The following is a 20,313-nucleotide window of genomic DNA, read 5'->3' as shown; positions in this document are numbered from 1 at the left end:
CTACTCCTCCGTATTCCGGGACTTTTCCTGAATCAGTCCCGCTTTAGGGTCAAGGCAATACACCACTGCTTGCCCAGTTGTTGCTATTTGGATTTGGGGCGGTTCGCCCACCTGACTCACTAGCTTCAGTACAGCAGGTTCGTGACCGTCCCGATAAACCGTAATAAAATCAACCGACGGGCCTTTGTGCCGAAGCATAATGCCTCGTAGCAATCTACTCGGGTCTTCGGCATTACCCGGTGTGCGGATTTCATACATAGTGGAGCCGGGCGCCAGTAGAGTACTCGTGGATACTTCATACTCCCTGCAGGTGCTCACTCCATCATAACGGATATTCCACTCCGTATTTAACGGACAGTCCGTCTCATTTTTCATTGCGGACAGTACTTCTACTGAGCCATAACCCGCTTCCAGTCCAAGGACTGCCGGAGAATCCTTCTGGACACGGTGAGGGTCGAACGGTAACAGCAAATGTCCCGTCGGATGAAACCATAAGTCTACTTCCTGACTCCGCTCCGTTACTTGCTCAACATGAAACCAATCCAGCAGCCAACCGTCGGCCAATACAAGATGCCGCTCTAGAACAGCTCCTTCATAGGCGCCGTCTGAACGAATCCATAAGTACGTAGCGTTGCCTTCCTGGCGAAATTGACAGCAGCTTCCGGTATGTGGAGCTTGGGAACGACCTCCGATGGTGACCGTGTTATGGCTCGCAGTTTCGGAATACCATTCCTTGCGCAAAACAGATCCATAAGGAACCATACCCAGCTCGGGAGCAACCTCTCCCCATCGGTGCATAATCGTGATATGAAGCTTGTCGAAATGTCCATGTGATCCGCCATGCTCTCCGAAATCCGCCAGCACGGACAGCGGATTGCCCGGATGGCGGAGCACGGCGAATCCGGAATCCGGCAGTAGGACAGAGTCTCTCACCCTGTAACTGGTCTGAAGTTCCTTACTCTCACCTGCTCCATACAGCACTGCCTCCAGACCAGTCCTTAATTCCTGCCCGTATAGATATCTATAAGCATTCGCCAGTATTGGCTGGAGACTCGGGTCTTTGTAAACCGCAATACCTATTTCAAATACTTCAGCAATTTCTCGGGCGAAAGGAACGCGCGCATAAGGACCATCATGCACGGCTGGAAGCTCCCCGTTATCGCCGCTAAGCTCTGCCAGCAACTGAAACATGCCACGGATGGATTGTCCCTGTTCTCCTTTGGCATCATAGAGGTCAACCCCGAAGCGCCCGTACATCTCGGCTGCTATGAGATAAGCCCGCAATACAAAAATATGGTAGTACGTGCTGCCTTCAAATTCAAAACCATCTGGCTTCACGCCAATGGACAGATGATGATAGAATCCGCCTTCTCCCTCCAGCAAAGAAGCAAGCTTTTCTCTGGTACCTTTAGCGGCATATACACAAGCCAGGCTGGCATTCAGCCATGCGGTATAGTTGTTCTCTGCATTCTTCTTCTCGTAAATGAGGATGTGGCGGTATTGCTCCATACTCTCCTCCAGCATCGTGAAGAACACTTGCAGCTTTACCTCTTCCTCCCCAGTGAACGTTACTCCATGATCCACAAGCAGCAGATAGGCCCGAATAAGCGTAGTGGACCAGATAGCCTCTGTCAGCGCCTGATGAAAAGCACGGCCACTAAGCATCCAGGGTTGAGCATCGGGATGAACCGGATACAAAGGAAACTGCTCCGCATAACCGACAAGAATCTTCCGGGCTAAGCTGCTGTAGAATTCTTCTCCGTCTGCGGCGAATACCACGGCAGATTGCAGGGCGTATCGCGCCATTGCCTGATGCCGGTATACCAGCCATGCTCCCCGGTAGGGTTCACCTTCCAGCTTGCAGCCCTTCGGGCAAGAAAAGACAACCGCATCTTGCTCCATAACATCGAAGATTAGCTCAGTATGATGCTGGGGACATACATATTGGTGCCACCAGCCACCAGGTTCTGTCGGGAGCAGAATCTCTTCTCTCCGGAAGGGATCCAGCTCCATTTTCAATTTATCCACCTCAAGACCAACCCAGGAAAAAGTATCTGCTTTCTCCTTAAGGTTCATCATCGCATGAACAAGCCTCCGTTAATTTCAATAATTTCGCCTGTCAGATAATCCGACAGCTCTGAAGCAAGGAAGAGTGCCACATTGCTCACATCCTGTGGAGCACCTTCCCGGCCCAGCGGAATCTTCGCAATCGTTGCCTGTCTTGCCGCATCCGCAGTAAAGGTAGCATGGAAAGCGGTCTGACCGATAAATCCGGGAGAGATAGCGTTTACATTAATCCCGTAAGGACTCAGCTCTTTGGCAAGTCCCTTGGTATAAGACCATACCGCAGCTTTGCCCGCTGCATAAATGGAAGCCCCCGGTCCGCCGCCGTCATGGGCCGCAAGGGAAGATACATTGATGATTTTACCGCTTTTCTTGGCAATCATCCCTGCGGATACGGCTTTGCAGGCAAACACGCATGATTTAAAATTGACGTCCATCACCTTGTTGTAATGCTCTTCGTTCATTTCAGTATTGGGAACCCGATTGATCATGCCGCCTGCATTGTTGACGAGAATATCGATGGTTCCGCCGAAATGCTCCTCTATTTCCTTCACCATATTGTCCAGTTGACCAGGACTTGTTGCGTCTGCCTGAAAAGCATAAGCTTCTCCTCCGGCCTGACGGATCGCGTCCACCGTCTCCTCCGCAGAACCGAACAAATAGTTTACCGCCACTTTGGCGCCGGAAGCAGCCAAAGTCTCCAAGATTTGTCGGCCTATCCCTGCATTAGACCCTGTAACAAGCGCAATTTTACCAGTCAAATCAATTTTCATTGCCTATTTCCTCCTAATAGTAATTTTTTCTGAAAACATCTTTTTCCTCACTCCGCAGGCATGGATAAGATCAACCGGGTTCCCTCATACTCCACGCTTTCGACACTTAATCCGTATTGTTCACCGAACACCATTTGAATTCTCCGGTGCACGTTCATGAGCCCGATTCCACCTCTATGATAGAGGGAGTCTCCTTCCGTATCCGCCAGCTGATTCAGATTCAGCTTCTCACGAAGCTTATCAAGCCGTTCGCGGGACATCCCTGCGCCGTTATCCTCTACAAGAACTAGAAAACGATCTCCCTCTTTTCTGGCGTCGATTCTAATATAGTGCTTGTCTTCAATTCCCTCGGGAAACGCATGCTGAAAAATGTTTTCGATCAAGGGCTGAAGTGTAAGCCTGACCATCTTAGCCAGTAGCAGCGTCGGCGGAATCACTACGTCAATTTCGAACTCCCTGCCGATCCGGTGCTTGAGAATCGTCATGTAGCTCAGTACATGATTAAGCTCATTGGCAATCGTAATTTCCTCCAGATTAGTTTGGATGGAGTAGCGAAGCATGAATGCCATGGCCTCCACTATTTCTGTGATTTCGTCCGAATCCTGAACGACCGCATAACATTTGATAGTCTCTAATGTGTTATATAGATAGTGCGGATTAATCTGCAGCTGGAGTGCCTGGAATTCAGCTTGATGACGCTCCAGAGCCTCCTTCTGGGTGGTAAGCTCCGCTTCGTATACCCGCTCAATCATTTCGGACAGCCGGGTCACCATGAGATTGTAGCTGCGCATCAATCCCCCCAGTTCATCCTGACGGCCGTTCATCTCAAGCCTGCGCCACTTGCCTTTTTCCGTCTCCCTCATGCCCTCCTTAAGAGTCAGGATGGGCTTCGTGATGGATCGTCCGAACCAGGCTGCAAGGAGCAGTGTGCCGACAAGCGTGAGAACTCCCACCACCAGCGTGGTCGTACGAATGGTAGAAATAGGCTTGCGCAGCTCACCAACGGGTATGGATACTACAAGCTGCCATTTGGAATATTCGGATTTTCTCGACACGAACAAATACTCTTTCCCGTCTACTTTTTCCACCACAGAGTCATTTGGGTGTTGAAATACGTTCTGAATGTGCTCAGCAGATAAACCAGGGTGATTATTATTCCCTTCCGCCCGGTAAAGGAGCTTGCCGAATTCGTCCATGATAAAATAGGACCCGCCCTGTCCCAGATCAAGAGGTTCCCATATACGGGCCAGATCCTCAGCCTTAAATTCAATGGCGACTATACCTTTGGGACGATAGGAAGAGACCCCTCTGATTCGGCGGACCATCGTAATAATGTTCTTATCCCCTTCATTCATCACATTCGTGTTGAGAATGGTGATGCGGCCGCTCTCCGGCGTATGTTCGCTTAAGAAACGGTAGCGTTCCTGAGGATGAAACTGCAGGCTATGTGCCTGATAGGAGTTATCATCGCTAATGGCCTTGCCGTGTTCACCGATGACGTACATCAGATTAATCTGGGGATACAGAATAAACAAAGAACGAAACAAATACTTCTGAATGTCATTCGTATATTGATAGTAGGAGAAGCTATCCTCCGGGTCCATATCCAAGAACTCCTTGACTTGATTGTAGGACAGGATGGAATCGCTAGCCTTTTCATAATTTTGCAAATACAGATCCGTTTGATAAGACGCACTTCTGATGACTTGAGCAATGGACTTCTCAGAAGACTTATCCAGCTCAGCCGAAGCCTGAAAATAAGAGATAAATCCAACCATGGACAAGGATAGAAGAATGACGGTCAGAAAGGAGGCAAACAGCTTGTTCGACAGACTCTTTCTCATCAATCGATCCCCAGCTGGTTGCGGTACTCAGAAGGAGCCAGCCCGGTGAACTTTTTGAACGTCTTCGTAAAATGAGGATGGTCTGCATACCCGACTTCATAGGAAATATCGGTGATCCGATAGCTTGCATCGGCAAGTAATCTTTTGGCCTTCTCCATCCTGCGTTTTATGCGGTAATGTACAAAGGTCTCTCCTGTTGAGTGCTTAAACATCTGGCTGAAATAAGAGGCATTTAGCCCAAGCACTTCCGCCACTTCTTCCAGCGATACTTCCTGGGCGAGATGCTTTTCAATAAATGCTTTAGCTTCCTCTATCGGATCCTTCGCTTTACCCTTGCGCTTCCTACGAAGCTCTTCCAATATAGCTGCTGACGCTTCTGCGAAGCAGTGAAATAACTGCTCAGGTCCAGCTGCTGCGGACAAGTCTAACACGCTTTTACCGGGTGTAACTGAATTGACAAGCAGCTTCTTCACGAGTAAAGCATAGCCCTCTTCCAGAAGCTCTTTTTGCTGAATCCGGCTCATCTTACGCTGGAGGAAGTCAGTTTCCCATTCCTTCAGTACAAGGTACAGCCTTTCTTTATCCAAGGTCCAGATGGCATCATCCATACGCACGACCCATTCATCGAGCTTAGCGACAGAGACAAAACTCTCTAACTTCTCTCTATGCGCTTCCAGTTTGGCGATCACATTTTGAAGGTTCCCTTTGCTCACGGGTTTCAGGAGATATTCTTTCACTCCATAGGACACGCATTGGCGGGCGTATTCAAAATCCCCATAACCCGAGATGACAACAGTCTGAATATCCGTCTCCATCTCCGACAGCCGCCGGCACAGCTCCAGTCCGTCTACCTTGGGCATACGGATATCTGTAAAAAGAAAATCCGGCTGCTCCTCCATAATGAGCTGGATGGCCTCCTCGCCATTCTGGGCCAGCTTAATGTTATACGGATGCTCGCCGCATTGCTGGATCATGATAGAAAGTCCCTTTCGAATCATGGGCTCGTCGTCTACGATTAATACACATCTCATCCATGGATACCACCTTCCGATTCGTCTCGCTTAACGCGTTCCTATTCTACCACACTATGATAGATCAGGATTTGACGGATCCGACCATCATTCCTTTAACGAAATGGCGTTGAAGAAACGGATAAATCATGATAATCGGAATAGTAGCGACAATGATAACAGCCATTTTGATGCCCTCAGGTGAGGTGTGGGCCAAAGAGCTATAAACTGAGGAAGCCGGATCAATACTGATATCGTCCGTCTCGAAGAGCTTCTTCAACATCACCTGCAGAGGCCATAATGACGGCTTGTTGATATAATACAGAGCGCTCATGTACGTATTCCAGTGCCCGACGGCGTAAAAAATCCCCAATGAGGCCATTACCGGTTTGGACAACGGCAGTACCATATTGACTATGATCCGCAGCTCGCCACACCCATCGATTCTGGAGGAATCTATCAGCTCCTGAGGCAGCTGCATAAAGAAGCTTCTCATCACGAAAAAGTTAAATGCGCTGATAGCCCCCGGAATCATAAGTGCCCATAAGGAGTTCATAAGCCCCAAATTTTTGATCAGGATAAAGTTTGGAATAAGAGGGGCACTGAATACCATAGTGAACAATACCATCATCACGATGTATTTACGTCCTACGAATTCCGGCCGCGACACCGGATAAGCGAGAGAAGCTGTCGCAATCAGATTAATGGCGGTGCCCAGTACCGTAATATAGACGGAAACACCGAACGCCCGCCAAATGGAATGATCGCTGAAAACGTACTGATAATTGATCGCGGTAAATTCCTTTGGCAGCAAGCCTACCCTGCCATTAATAATTGCTTCAGAGCTGCTAAAGGACTGGGCAATCACATTCAGAAACGGCAGAAACATAGCCAAAGCGAGAGCGGTCAGAAACAAAAGATTGAACACATTAAATAGATTCTGGCCGCGAGTATAGCGTACTCTCATCATCCCTACCTCCATAAAGAGCGATTAATACAGCGATTCACCGGTTGTTTTTTTGCTCAAAATGTTGCCGATGAGCACCAGAATGAGTCCAACTACCGACTTGAATAGCCCCACTGCTGTTGTATAGCTGTATTGCTGAGACAGCAGCCCCGCCTTATAGATATAAGTGTCCAGAATCTCCCCGTTCCCGGTATTAAGCGCGTTCAGGAATACCCATACCCGCTCGAAGCCAAGATCAAGAAATCTCCCGATATGGAGAAGGAACAAAATCATAATCGTCGGTATAAGAGACGGCAGTGTAATGGCTAAGGTTTGTTTCCAGCGCCCGGCTCCGTCTACTTCAGCAGCCTCATAAAGATCTGGGTTTATTCCTGCCAACGCGGCCAGATAAATGATCGTACCGTACCCGGAATCCCTCCAGATACCGGAACTGATCAAAATCGTGCGAATGTATGAATTTTCACCAAGAAAATAAATCGGTTCAAAGCCGAAAGCTTGTAAAGCCTGATTCACAATCCCTGTTCCTGGGGAGAGGATACCCAAGGCGATACCGCTGACAATTACCCAAGATAGGAAATGGGGCATATAAACCACCGTTTGCAAAAACCGTTTGTAAAACACAAGCCGAATTTCATTCAGCAGAAGCGCAAGCAATATTGGAGCCGGAAAGGCGAATATAAGATCATACAAGCCTAGCAGAATTGTATTGCTCAAGATTCTTCCGAAATCCTGGTATTGGAACATCGTCCTAAAGTGCTCAAGTCCCACCCATTCACTGCCTGTAAAGCCTTTAAAAATATTGTAGTTCTGAAACGCAATAACTGAACCAGCCAACGGCAAGTACTTGAAAATAATAAAATACAAGATCCCGGGAATCGCAATCACATAGAGTGCTCTGAATTTCCACATGTTTAAAAGCAAGGACCTTTTCGTGTCGGCTTTGTAGTTAATAAGGTCAACCCCAGTTACCTTAGCTTTCATAACCGTTTCCTATAGGTCCTTTTTTCAGCAGGTTCGCCGGAGCATTCTCATCCAGGGGAATTTCTTGAAATTCGACGGTAATAAATCGTTCCTCCCGTTCAATAATTCGGGATAACTCCCGCGTGAATACGGTGACTATCTCCTCCTTCTGCTCACTCGTTCGGCCTTCGTACATCCTAATCTCAATATGTGGCATCGGCTTTCCTCCATTTCCTTAAATAGTGAATGAATCTAACCTCATTCTACCTACAATAAAGCGCTTGCAATATGGAGTTTCTATGAGTGAGCTTGTGTTTTCTTTAGGGTATAATCGGTGACGGCCAACCCTCTACTACTACATGATCATTTTTGAAATAATTGCAACTTATACTGTTAATAAGATTCCCCTGCAGGATGATCCCTTTTCCAGCAAGAAGTCGAATACCGTTCGTATTGCCAATCAGCGAATTTGCGATCAATTGAACGTCCTGCGGGTCGCCCGCTCCGATATCATTTGCTTTGCTGTCGCCGGGATCATGCTCAAGGGATACAGCCCAATAATTCGACGCGGTGTTGTTGCGAATGATATTCTCCTTAATGATAGTACCTGGCCCGTTCAAAATCTGAATGCCCTTGGCGTTCTCTATATGCGTTGTATTCTCAATCACATTTCGCTCAATGACTGTATCCGGGGTGCCCATAGTTACATTGATTCCTTCTCTTGTATTACGAATCGTATTGTCATGGATATAGTTACGCGGTCCTGACTTACTGTGATTGCTGGGTGCTGTACCCCCGGTGTTTCCCAGTCCGATCGCCGCGCCGTAGGGAATGTCAATAATCACATTGCCGTATATCTCGTTCAAATATTCGAGTTCTCCGTGCAGATCGATGGCATCCAGCTTTGTATTCATAAACTGATTGTTTCGCAGGACATTGTTATGGGCAACAAATTGGATCAGCGCCCCATGCCGCAAATAAGGGCCTTCGAAATGGGAGTCCTCCACAACATTCCAAACCGTGTCGTTCTCATACCCGTTGCGATCCTGTTTGGCCATGCCTTGAATCGACACACCATAGCCAGCACCGCCCGGACCTACATCTGTCGCATTTCGGAACGTGCTGCGGCGTACGACAATATCACGGCTGTTTTCGATACGCACACCCATACGTGAATACTTCTCTACAGTAACCCCATCAACCGTGATGTTGTATGACGGAACCTCACCAAAATTTGCGATGATAATCATGCTGTCGGGACCACCGGCGTCCGGGTTGTTCACTTTATGGTCCGTCGTGTAGACACCGTTCCAGGTAGAAGTCAATGTGAGATTAGATATGGACAGATCATGCTGTCCGGATACTTTCATCAGGGCGCTGTTTTTTACCTTATTGAGAGATGTCATGAGGATGGTTGTTGATTGATCCTCACCGCGAAGGTTTACTCCTGACTTGAGCTTCAAATTGATAAGAGTATCCAATGTTGAGTTCAAATTATAAACCCCAGACGGCAAATAGACCTCATCGCCGGGCTCAGCACTGTTTATGGCAGCTTGAATAGCAATACCGTCATCTGTGTCGTTATCGGCGAGATCAGCATTATAGTCCAGCACGTTCAAGATGCGCCCAGTGGTAGTAGGTGAGGAATGAACCGGATGCACCGTACCCTCAGGTTCGGTTAATCCGGGAGCTGTGAATGGGATCGGTTCCCGGGGGGGATTAGGCGTGTAGTTCGGGATGCTGGCTACAGGTGTATCGCCATTTGCGAACGGCGCATAGATGTTTACCTCCGATAAACTTGTAAACGCGCTGCCATCAGAATTTCCAAGACCCACGATCCGCACATATCTGGCTTCTGTGTCAGGAAGATCAAAAGGTTGCATCTCTATGGTTCTGTACATGCTTGCACCAGTCCATATGGTAGTCCAAGCCAAACCGTCATTTGAAGTTTCGATACTCAATTGAGCCGTACGCGTGTCACCTTTATAAACGGCAATACCTAAATAACTGATCTGCTTCCGTTCGCCTAAATCGTATTGGACCCACGGGCTGTTACCTGCGGCGGACCAACGGGTGAACAAGTTATTATCGATGGTATTCGTTGCGATATTGCCATCGCTGTCGCTGGCTGTCACGTTTGCAATCGCGTAAGGAATGATGGGTTCTGTAAGCGTTGACCGCGTAAAAGAAAGCGGTACGGATGTATTGCCCGACTGATCCACCGCTTCAACCTTAAAGCTGTACGCCGTGCTAGGGCTAAGCCCAACGGCTGTGTACGTTGCACCGGTAACATTGGATAACAGGGTGTTATCCCGGTATACGCGATAGGAGCCGATACCTTGATTATCGCTGGCGGCCGGCCATGAAAGTTGAATGAACTCTGTACCTATATTGACTGCTTTCAGAAAACTTCCATCCGGCCAGGAAGGTTTCTCATGGTCGCTTGAAGGTGTAACCGCTTCTTGAACAACAAGCTGTGGACGGGGGTTGCTGTTGCCATTAGCTTCTTTCGAATAGACATTGAGGGAAATTCCAGTGCTTGCCGCATCACCAAGCAGAAAAGCGATATTACCGCCCGATGCGGACAATCTTTCTCTGACAAACTCGGACACATCGATGCTGTAAACCTGTGGAGCTCCTGATTTGTCTGCCGTTACGGTAAATTTCCCACTTAACGAAGCAATGGTCAGATCCGTGACAGGCGCATTGCTCCAAGTCAGCTCCGATTCAGTCCAATTTGTATCCTTTAGGCCGAATAACGAAAGTTCGAGGTCCGCATTGGATGAACCCTTTTTGGCAGCAACATTAAAAATGTACCTGTTTGCAGGATTGCTATATAAAGAGACATCAAATTTAAAATACACATATTTCTTGTTCTCGGCGCCAGAAGAAATACTGAACAATCCATTGCTGCTGCCCGTCGCGCTATTGAAGTTTACAGTGGGCTTGCTGCTGTCGATAACTGCATCGTCGCTCGGTGCCAGACTGGCTAGATCGCGGTATACAACCTCATCATCAGGTGTTGTTGCCATTCGATTCTTTACATATTGATCCATAAAAGCCCAAGCCTCGGCGCTTGCTTGCTCAGCCGCTTCACCTATAAAACCGTGACCTTGTTTAGGTACAATTTTTACATCGACCACTTTCACGCCTGCATCCTTCAATTGATTGGAGAACGTAATGCTGTCCGTGTATGGGATCGTTGCATCCACATCCCCATGGCGGATGAAAAAAGGCGGATCGTCCGGTGACGCATAAGTGCCAGGCATGGCCAACCTTGCCTGGTCTGGCACAGAGAACGCGTCGTTCCCGCCTAAAAGCGCTTTCACTGATTTATAGCTATTAGCGAAGTTTGTTGTAAAATCCGCTGGACCGTAGAGATCGACAACGGCTTGCACTTGATCAGAATATTGCTGCCAACCGCCATTCCCAGCCAAATCCGGAACATTTACGGTATGTCCTGTATCCAATGTGATTGTCTCGCCTGACTTAATGTTCCCAGTCGTACCAAGCAGTGAGGCCAGATGCCCCCCTGACGACGAACCCCATACACCGATCCGGCTCGGGTCCAGATGGTATTCTGCCGCATGCGCGCGCAAGTAACGAATAGCAAGCTTCACATCCTGAATTTGCGCCGGGAATGGCGCTTCCGGGGTTAAGCGGTAATCCAGCGATACTCCGATATATCCTCGCTTGGTTACATAGTTGCAGATACTGGCAAGGGCTTGCTTCCGGTCTCCGTGATTCCAACCTCCGCCATGAATGTATACCATCACTGGCACGGGTGCTTGAGGCAGGATCTTGGGTACGGCAATCGAAGTATAAATCGGCCGCGTTCCAGCATTCCCAATCAGCACATCTTCATACAGCTTAACGCCTTCAGGAACCACAAACGGCTTAGGTTCAGCCGGTGTAGGGATTGGCACCGGTGTCTCTGCGGGTGGTATTCCGGGAATCGTTTGAGCTTTGAGGGCGACACTATCGATATACATATTCGCGCTCATAAGCTCCCCCACACGAACCCGGATTTTGACGTTCGGGTTGTTGTCAGCTCCGCTGCCCAAGTTTTGGACTTTGAGTTGGTTCGGCTCACTGTTCTTTTGTTCCAGCGTTCCTGGGGGCAGCTTAAATTCCTCCAACGTTGTCCAATTTATCCCTCCGTCACTTGACCATTCTACGATGACGCTTCCTCCGATGTAGGAGGATGCCCGTGTATAATAACTCAATTGAAGATTGCGGTACCCCGTCGAATTCACTGGCAGCGCCAATGCATCCTTGCCATCGATTTTCACCAGATTCGGTACGGACGGGGCCGTGGACGAAACCGAAGTTTTAGCCATACTGTTTCCTTCGCCTTCCTGCAGCCAAGGCCCCGGAATGGCAATACCACCGGTAGATCCAAAATTGTCAGGGTCATCGAAGTTTTCCTCGTAGAGCGTAACATAGTCATCCGTTATTCCGTCTGCATAAACTTCGGTAAGCGCTTGCATTTTCAAAGGCGAATATAACAAAGCCAAAGACAACAGTACTCTAATGCCCACTCGAAAAGCTTTCCTATTTAGTCCGTTTCTCAAATAAATTCCTCCCTGACATGGTATAGGTAATCACAAGCATTATGGAGTTCAAACCTCTTGTGAGATGCAGCTTATTAATGTCGGGACAAAATCACACCGTCGTTATTGTTATAACGTTCTGTTGCTTCCTTGACGACGTCACTTCCCCCTTTCTGCAGCCATTCCTCCACCACCTTCGGATAGTCGGAAATCGGCTTTTTTCCGTATACCATATTGATCACATGCGTCAATATAACTGGTGGCAATTTATCTCCACCTGGGGTGATGTCCGGGTTTTTCTGATAGCCTTTTACTTGCGGTTCAAATTGAATCCCGTCGCGTCCCTCATTCGCAAGTACTGTGTCGTAGAGCTTCATCAAATCTTTTCCTTCGGGTGTGAGACTAAGCGCACCTTTATTGTAGGTAGTATCCTGTACGAACCACAGCAGGATTTGACGGAACGTTTCTTCATCAACTTCATCAGCTGTTTTCGGTCTGTTATAGTTAATATTTCCGTTCTCTACAGTGTAGTTTTCCCCTTCAATTCCGAAGGTAAAAAACTTCTCCGCTTCGTCACTAACCATCCAGTTGAAAAACTTGACGATCCCGGCAGGGTCTTTCGCATTCTTGTTAATTAAATACGCTCGCGGCACCGTACCGACAAGACGAAGTCCCCCCTTACCGTCTGGCCCTGTGGGCGAGGCGATCAGCTTCATTTTACCAGTAGGCACCTGTTCTCTTAGCTGCTGATCCCATTGGATCAACAGGTTCGCATTCATGTTCCAGATGCCCGCCTTGCCTGCAAGAATATCGTTCTTAAATTTCGTGGGATTAATTGTGACGAATTCCTTGTTGATCAGTCCTTCGTCGAACATTGTCTTGTACGTTTGGATCGTCTTTTGCATATTTTCGATATTCATAAATTTCGGGACAATTTGATCCCCTTGTTTCATAAAGAAATTAGCAAAGGTATCGTAAGATCCGAAGAACATATCCGAATATACAAAGTCCTCCCGGCCCATATAAGGATTCTCCACACCCAGCTTCTTAAAAGCACGCATGACATTCAGGAAGTCATCTACTGTTTTAGGCTCTGGCAGCCCTGTTTGTTCCAAAAGATCCGCACGAATCCAAGTTGCCCGGCGTGACGGATTGGACAGCCATTCCGGAATCGCATAGATATTACCTTTCGCATCGGTCTCCTTCTCCCATGCCTCCTTCGGGACTTTCTTGAGAAGATCCTGCCCATACTGCTCAAGCAATTCATTTAGGGGCATGAATACTCCGGCCTCCACGGAACCTGCCAACTGAGGGTTCGTCAGCCCAGAGCTTGCTTGCACGACATCCGGAATGTCGTTGATCGCGAACATTTGAATCATTTGCGAATCAAAATTTTTCTGCTGCATCAAACGGATGTTAAGATCTGTATTTGTAAGTTCCTCCAGCTTTTTGACCCATTTGTCATCATTGATATTCGGATGATTGTCTGCATACGAAATGTTTCCGCTCCGGAACGATATGGAGAAAGCAGTGGTTTTTTCTGGACTCTCCCCCGCTTGCTCTTCTCCCCCCTTATTAGAAGAGGAACATCCATTCATAGAGACGGCTAATAATGAAACTCCCAACATGGTAAGCATCCAACGCTTCATTTCCATCAACTCCCTATTATAAAATTGGGGACACTTCGGTAGAATGACTAGAAGTTCGGAGGGGTTCGATCATGGGCCGCAACAGCTTGGCTAAATGCTCGCTCATTAGCGTGTGTCCATAATCGGAAGGATGAATAAGATCGGAGGTCAGCGAGGTTAGATCGCGCATGACTGATGCGCCATCCAGCAGATGTAGTTGTGGATGTTTATTGCTCTCACAGTAACGAAGCAGCACTTCGTTAAAAACCGTCTCTTGGACATAAAGAAGATGGCCTGTATCAAGAAAATACGTTGCACGATTCGGATAAATCGTAGTAACGAACACAGGTTTGTCAGGATGATTTTTGATAACCCGGTCCAGCATGTAAGACACTCTACGCTTGAATTCCTCGGGAGACACTACAGCACGCATATTGACACCAAGTTCCAGAAACAGAAAATCCCAATCCTCACGTTCAGCCAGATGATCGGCAACTACGTCCTCGCAATAACAAGATCCGCTAAGCGCAAGATTTAGCACATCCACACCAAGTCTGCGCCCTGTCTGCTGTAAGTAACCATTGAAATGATGCGTGGATCCCGCGCTCTGGCTGATGGAAGATCCATAGGCGAGCATCGTAAGCTTCGGTACCTCTTCCGGTCTAGGCGCACGTACTTCACAACCAAAAGCATCCACATCGTAGAAAACAGCTCCGAAACGATCAAAGTGCAAACGCCATACGTTAGAGGAAAATCCAGACTGATTCAGCCGCTTACTTGATACCTCTGTAAAACGTTCCGGCTCCTCCAAGTGCAGAGTGGTTACCGTACCCGCCTGCAGAAAATGCTGAGAATGAAAAAAATCCCCTCTGCATACCACAACGCGGCCGTTACTATCATTCGATCCGACAGTGACCCTAACATGCTTGGATTCGGTGACAAACCGCAATTCACAGCCGTTCGATTGTATAGCTTTGGTTCTTCCTTTCTCTGACAAGCCATTGCGCACATGCTGCGGAAAACGCTGGAGATGCAATCCAGATTGATAGGGTTTATGAACCAGCTCCGAAACATTGTGAAAATAAACGCCTTCCTTTTCCATCTTTGCAGCTACACCACCTTAATAAAATCGAGTTTGTGTTAACTCATATCTGACTTCTATTGCATCATATAATAACAACAAAAGCATAGTCAACAAGTTTTTATGTTTATTATGAGTCATATATGAGTCAATTCTTGTGCAACAAACAAATACTTCAACATAACAAAAAGCACAGATTCAGAATTGAACCTGTGCCGGGATTTTCACATAAACTTTCAGTCCTCAAGAGTGCTGAGTCTCCTGATTTACCGCATTCAATATTTCCTCAAGTCTGCGGCATAACTCGTCGTTGTCCAGTAGACCTGAAACAAACATCATGATATCACGTTGAATCTCTTTCAACTGGAGGTTGCTTAAACCCAGCTCTGTAACCAGACGATAGGTAGGGAAGATCTCACGATAAAGCTGAAAACGGGCCGGACGATAACCCACTTCCTCACCTTCCCAATCCATCACCAAACGGTTGGCTGCAATATTCAGCGTCTTGCGCCTAATGATCAGTTGCGCCTCGTGTGAGGTGAGAAAATCAACGAGCAGCATGGATGCATCCTTGTTCTGTGATTTGCTGTTAACCGCCAGTCCATTTATAATCAGCAGCGTATCAGCATTTTGCAGCCGCGGCAATGGAGCAATATCGAATGCCAAATCGGATTGACGCAATTGATTCAAGAAGTAATAGGTCGTCATAATCATGGACACTTTACCTTGCAAGAACAAGGCTTCCGCATCCGCATCGCTCTCGGACAATACGGCTGGAAATACATCTTTCATGCCTATCAGCTTACGAATGGTTCCTAAACTGTCGAGTAGCTTTGAGCCACTGAACCGGAATTTGCCTTCGTCATCCTGCTCTGCCGCAAACGTCGTACCGCTCTGAAGCAGGAACAACGGCCACCGGTTACGAGAAGGCAAATAAAAATAAAAACCATACCAGTCATGACCTTCAGCTACCTTTCGACCATTAGCGAACAAATCGTCCCAGGTCCAGCTACTGTCTGGTGGTGATACGCCGGCTTCCTTAAAGTGCTGTTTATTATAACAAAGCACGACTGGAGAATAAATGAAGGGGCGAACGCGATTACGGTCACCATACCGGAACGGGTCGGTAAGAAAACGATACGTGTCCGGCTGTTCCTCCATCGGCTCCAGCAGCTCCGTACAGCCTTGCTCCAAAAAATCCTGATAATTGTTATTATTCATCAGTACGACATCCATGATTTCCGACTGCAAATATTCCTTCAAAGATGTCGAGTAGTTTCCTGAAGACAACTCGAGCGGCTGAACGTCGATATGCGGATAGCGTTTGCCGAACTCATTCAGTAGCTCTTGCATCTCTACAAGCTTGGGGATGGTGTTCACATATCCGAACTTGATCGTCGTTCTGCCTTCCTCTACCGGAGGAATTACCCGATTGCCAACACGCGGAATTTTCTCAATTAAGCCTTCATCCACCAGCACCTTAAGCCCGTTGCGCACAGAAGCGTTGCTAAGTCCGAAGCGCACCTCTAAGTCGCTTTCTGAAGGAAGATAACTGCCGATCGCTATACTTCCCGAATGAATTTCATGTCGCAAGGTTTGAATCATTTCCTCTAGCCTGATACGGAAAAATTTTCTGCTATTCCTTTTCTGCATTGGGTTTCCTCGCCATCTTCCGATTAATCGAGCCCATAGGGACAAGTTTATATAGTATTCATCATACTGAAATCCTTTGGGAACGACAAGTATCGGAGTCTGGCCCCATATAGCGTATGTTCTGCACCCACGGTGTCATACAGATCGGTCAATACACCGTAATCCTCTTAATACCCCATATAACTCTCCAAACCGGCTGGATCTATAATGAGCATTTGCTTGTTTCCGATTAGCTCAATAAGACCTGAATCTTCAAACCTTGAGAATTTTCTGCTAATAGTTTCGCGGGTGACCCCAACATAACTGGCCAGCTCTTCACGAGACAACGGAAGGTCAATATGAATATGAGTGCCACGCTGCTTACCATATTTGTCGCTGAGTTCCATGATCATATAAGCAATTCGTATTTCGGGATCTTTGGTCGCCAGGCTTTGCGCCAGATTTTCCGTATGGGCTAGTCTTTTGGTCACACTCTTCAGTAGTCTGAGCGAAATATCCGGATTATCCCTCATCAGCTGCTCCATATCCGTTCGGGTCAGCATGCAAATGTTAGTGTCTTTCAGAGCATAAGCACTGAAGTTACTCAGCTCATCGCTGTTAAAAATGCTCAGTTCTCCGAAAAAGTCTCCATTCGTCAAGATGTGCAAAATTTGTTCCTTGCCCTCAGGAGTTGTTTTGGATAATTTAACATGCCCTCGCTGAATAATGTACAGCGTATCTGACGGCGCCCCTTCCAGAATTAAAGGTTGACCTTTAGTAAACTTACGATGCTTGATCATAGCGCTGATCCGGGAGAGATCGTCATCGCTTAACGCAGCAAAAATAGGCACCTTGCGGGTACAAGGTTCAGCAGCGTATTGGCAAGAATACTCCTTCATAACTGTCCCCCCTGTTGTTCATTTTTTTGTACAACTCCTACTTTCCTTTAGGATACAGAAGTTTTTTTATCTTCAACCGGCGCAAAATGACTGGTATCTTCACCGCATACCGGACAGACCCAATCTTCAGGCAAATCTTCAAATGCAGTGCCTGCAACAACATCCTCATCGGGATCGCCTAATGCCGGATCATAGATATAACCACAGGGTAGACAAATGTATTTTTTCATCTTTATCATCTCCTAAAAAGTTAATAGTTTAGTTCAACCTGGTTTGTACTTCAGCCATAATCTCCTCGATGCTACTCCCGTTAACATCGATCCCCTCAAGGGAGATGCCAAACTCTACAGCGGTTTTATACCCAAGAGAAGCAGCTGCACCTTGCCAGGATATCGCACCGATCATTGTGTTATCTTTCACATAGATACGCGTATACGCCCCATTGTCATCTCCGCTTACCGCCGTATCGCAATACTGTTCATCCACGTTGCCTATCGAAAATAAAGAGATACCAAAGGCGGTAAACAAGGTAACCGGAACAGCTCTACGATACGCAGTCAGATTGGCAACCATATTACTGCCGGCAATCCGGCCCTGCTCAATCGCTCCGCCCCACAGTCCTTCCACATGCCCGTTAATTTCAGCCACATCTCCGGCTGCATACACATGCGGATCATTTGTTTGCATTTGTTCATTTACGATAATGCCCTGCCGGACTTGAATATTCGAGCCACTTACCAGTTCCGTATTCGGTACAATACCAATAGAGTAGACTACATGGTCACAGGAAAAATGAGATTGGTCGTGCAGCGTAATTCCGGTAACATACTCAGTTCCTGTTATAGACGCTACATCAGCTCGAAGAATAACCTTCACACCTGCTTGTTCAAGGTTCTCTTTAAGGAGCTGTGAGGATTTCTCATCAAGCTGTCTGCCCATCAACCGGTGAAAAGCTTCGATCACCGTTACCTGATATCCAGCTTCATGCAGCGCCCAAGCGGTTTCGATTCCCTGCACTCCCCCACCGATTACGGCTACATGGCTGCCATCCTGCAGGTTTTCTTTCAATCTGTCCGCGTCGTTCATATCCCGGAGGGTATGAACATTGTTCAGGGCGAAGCCCTCAAGGGAGAGTGCACGATTCTTCGCTCCCATACACAATAAAAGCTTATGATAAGAAACACTCTGCCCATCTTCTGTCACAACTATTTGCCGGTCCGGGTGGACAGAACGGATTCGGGTCGAGGTTTTTACGGAGATACGGTTATCGTGGTACCATTTTTCCTTTTTAATCAGCACCTTCTCACTGTGCAGGTCGGTAAACAGCCCTTTGGTCAGCTTAATCCGGTTATAGGGCAGTTGACTTTCTTCCCCGAGGATCGAAATTTCCGATTCTGCGTCTTGATCACGGATGGCTTTGGCGGCATGGACGGCGGCTACTCCTCCGCCAACAATAACGTAATGTTTTGTCATCCTATGTTCCTCTTCCCTAAAATGAACTCAGCAGCAAATCCGAAACAAATTCAGCCGCATTTTTAATTTTTTGAACTTTCTCTGGCTCTTTCGGGGAAAATCTGATTCGTACAGGGAACTCTACATGTGTCATCCCCGTGGTTTTAATAACCTCAGATGTGCTTTGCACCGTCATGTTTGTTCCATTCAGATAATCCTGAATGACTTCAATGGCTTCACCACTCCAGCCGTAGGAGCCAAAGGCTGCAGCAAGTTTACCTTCCAGATTCATATTGTGCAATTCTTTCAGAATGTTCTCCAGGTTCCCAATCATGTCCGCGTATTTAGTGGAGCTGCCAATAAAGACCGCGTCCGCTGACGTTATGCTGTTCAGAATATCAGCGGCACTACTTTTATCTGCATCCCAGACCTCTGTCTCTATATTATTTTCCTGCAAGCATTCCTGTATGATTTTGGCCATCTTCTTGGTACTGTTTTTGATGGTGGTATATACGATGGTTGCCTTTTTTCCTTGCGTCGTTTCACGGCTCAATGTGGCGTACATCCCGATATATTTACGTATGTCCTTCCGGATCACAAACCCATGGGAAGGAGCGATCATCCGGATCTCAAGATCCTTAACAGCCTCTAACAGGGTTCTTACATATCTTCTGTGAGGATGAATAATTGCTGCGTAATAGCCCTCGAAATCTTCCGTAATATCAAACCCGGCTTCATCGCTGAATAGATTCTCCACCGCAACATGCGTGCTGAAAATATCACAAGGAAATAAGATTTGATCTTCGATACAATAGGTGATCATCGTTTCTGCGGTATGGAGATACGGTGTTTCTTTAAACAGCAGCGTTTTCCCGCCAATATCCAGCTTATCTCCGTCTTTAACCACCAGGAAGTTCCGGCTATGAAGCTTGTACATTTCCTGCAATTCGGGAACAGCAATCTCGGTGCATACGATCGTGGCATTTGCAGCCTTGGCAGCGAGAGCTGCCAGTCCACCAGAGTGATCAGGCTCTGTATGATTAATTACAATGTAATGGATATCTAGAAGATCAATCATTTCACCCAGACACTCGGCATATTCACGTCCGAATTCCATATCTACGGTATCAATGACAGTTGGTTTACCTGTTTTTAATAAATAAGAATTATAGGTAGTTCCTTTTGCCAGAATCAGGCGGTGAAATGGAACCTGGCGGTTATCGATTTTGCCTATCCAGTAAGTATCCTCGGCGATTTTTTTGAATGGTGTACTCATTTCTTTAACCTCCAATGTTTGATTGACAATGTTTATCAACAACCTTATTTTATTATGGCTGCCAAACAAAAAAGAGGATTTGAATCAAATTATAAAAGTTTGAAAAAAATGAATACCTTAAATTTAGACGATCTAAATAAAGTGATTATGCGTTGAGTCACATTTTAAATAAAA

15 protein-coding genes are annotated in these 20,313 nt (G+C 47.1%); all 15 read right to left on the bottom strand.

Annotated features, from left to right (window positions below; translation table 11 throughout):
* The 15 genes from NYE58_RS12740 to NYE58_RS12670 all read right to left on the bottom strand — a co-directional run bounded on the left by NYE58_RS12740 (position 1) and on the right by NYE58_RS12670 (position 20,139).
* On the bottom strand, positions 1-2,079 hold the full coding sequence (locus NYE58_RS12740; RefSeq protein WP_076218081.1) for a heparinase II/III domain-containing protein: 2,079 nt from the start codon (positions 2,077-2,079) through the stop codon (positions 1-3).
* The gene (locus NYE58_RS12735; protein ID WP_076218080.1) at positions 2,076-2,837 is read right to left on the bottom strand and encodes an SDR family NAD(P)-dependent oxidoreductase; all 762 of its coding nucleotides are present in this window, start codon (positions 2,835-2,837) and stop codon (positions 2,076-2,078) included. Before NYE58_RS12735 ends, NYE58_RS12740 begins: the two co-directional genes overlap by 4 nt.
* A gap of 47 nt (positions 2,838-2,884) precedes the next feature.
* Positions 2,885-4,681 carry a sensor histidine kinase gene (locus tag NYE58_RS12730; protein WP_341002002.1) on the bottom strand — a complete coding sequence of 599 codons (1,797 nt, stop codon included), beginning with the start codon at positions 4,679-4,681 and terminating at the stop codon, positions 2,885-2,887.
* On the bottom strand, positions 4,681-5,712 hold the full coding sequence (locus NYE58_RS12725; protein WP_076186675.1) for a response regulator transcription factor: 1,032 nt from the start codon (positions 5,710-5,712) through the stop codon (positions 4,681-4,683). Before NYE58_RS12725 ends, NYE58_RS12730 begins: the two co-directional genes overlap by 1 nt.
* A 64-nt stretch (positions 5,713-5,776) precedes the next feature.
* Positions 5,777-6,658: a carbohydrate ABC transporter permease gene (locus tag NYE58_RS12720; protein ID WP_076130131.1), complete on the bottom strand. Its 882-nt coding sequence runs from the start codon at positions 6,656-6,658 to the stop codon at positions 5,777-5,779.
* A 24-nt stretch (positions 6,659-6,682) separates the two neighbouring features.
* The gene (locus NYE58_RS12715; RefSeq protein WP_248549251.1) at positions 6,683-7,567 is read right to left on the bottom strand and encodes an ABC transporter permease; all 885 of its coding nucleotides are present in this window, start codon (positions 7,565-7,567) and stop codon (positions 6,683-6,685) included.
* 61 nt (positions 7,568-7,628) lie between these two features.
* A complete protein-coding gene (locus tag NYE58_RS12710) occupies positions 7,629-7,835 on the bottom strand; it encodes a tautomerase family protein (protein ID WP_339247798.1) in 207 nt (68 codons plus the stop codon).
* Positions 7,836-7,938: 103 nt separating this feature from the next.
* On the bottom strand, positions 7,939-12,192 hold the full coding sequence (locus NYE58_RS12705; RefSeq protein WP_341002001.1) for an alpha/beta hydrolase fold domain-containing protein: 4,254 nt from the start codon (positions 12,190-12,192) through the stop codon (positions 7,939-7,941).
* Between the two features lie 74 nt (positions 12,193-12,266).
* On the bottom strand, positions 12,267-13,820 hold the full coding sequence (locus tag NYE58_RS12700; protein ID WP_076277943.1) for an extracellular solute-binding protein: 1,554 nt from the start codon (positions 13,818-13,820) through the stop codon (positions 12,267-12,269).
* Positions 13,821-13,836: 16 nt separating this feature from the next.
* Positions 13,837-14,901: an SGNH/GDSL hydrolase family protein gene (locus NYE58_RS12695; protein ID WP_341001999.1), complete on the bottom strand. Its 1,065-nt coding sequence runs from the start codon at positions 14,899-14,901 to the stop codon at positions 13,837-13,839.
* Between the two features lie 222 nt (positions 14,902-15,123).
* Positions 15,124-16,533, bottom strand: a complete 1,410-nt coding sequence (locus NYE58_RS12690; RefSeq protein WP_076277945.1) for an extracellular solute-binding protein — start codon at positions 16,531-16,533, stop codon at positions 15,124-15,126.
* A 167-nt stretch (positions 16,534-16,700) separates the two neighbouring features.
* Positions 16,701-17,411 carry a Crp/Fnr family transcriptional regulator gene (locus NYE58_RS12685; RefSeq protein WP_051491610.1) on the bottom strand — a complete coding sequence of 237 codons (711 nt, stop codon included), beginning with the start codon at positions 17,409-17,411 and terminating at the stop codon, positions 16,701-16,703.
* A gap of 47 nt (positions 17,412-17,458) precedes the next feature.
* A complete protein-coding gene (rd, locus tag NYE58_RS12680) occupies positions 17,459-17,641 on the bottom strand; it encodes a rubredoxin (RefSeq protein ID WP_076130123.1) in 183 nt (60 codons plus the stop codon).
* A 28-nt stretch (positions 17,642-17,669) separates the two neighbouring features.
* Positions 17,670-18,884: an NAD(P)/FAD-dependent oxidoreductase gene (locus NYE58_RS12675; RefSeq protein ID WP_076218074.1), complete on the bottom strand. Its 1,215-nt coding sequence runs from the start codon at positions 18,882-18,884 to the stop codon at positions 17,670-17,672.
* Between the two features lie 16 nt (positions 18,885-18,900).
* Positions 18,901-20,139 (bottom strand): FprA family A-type flavoprotein, encoded by a 1,239-nt coding sequence (locus tag NYE58_RS12670; protein WP_076277946.1) that lies wholly within the window; start codon positions 20,137-20,139, stop codon positions 18,901-18,903.
* Positions 20,140-20,313 lie beyond the last annotated feature (174 nt).

This window comes from Paenibacillus sp. FSL L8-0708 (assembly GCF_038009325.1).
Lineage (GTDB): Bacteria > Bacillota > Bacilli > Paenibacillales > Paenibacillaceae > Paenibacillus_AQ > Paenibacillus_AQ odorifer.
The sequence above is the reverse complement of the archived record's forward strand: the minus strand, read 5'-3'. Positions and strand labels throughout refer to the sequence as shown.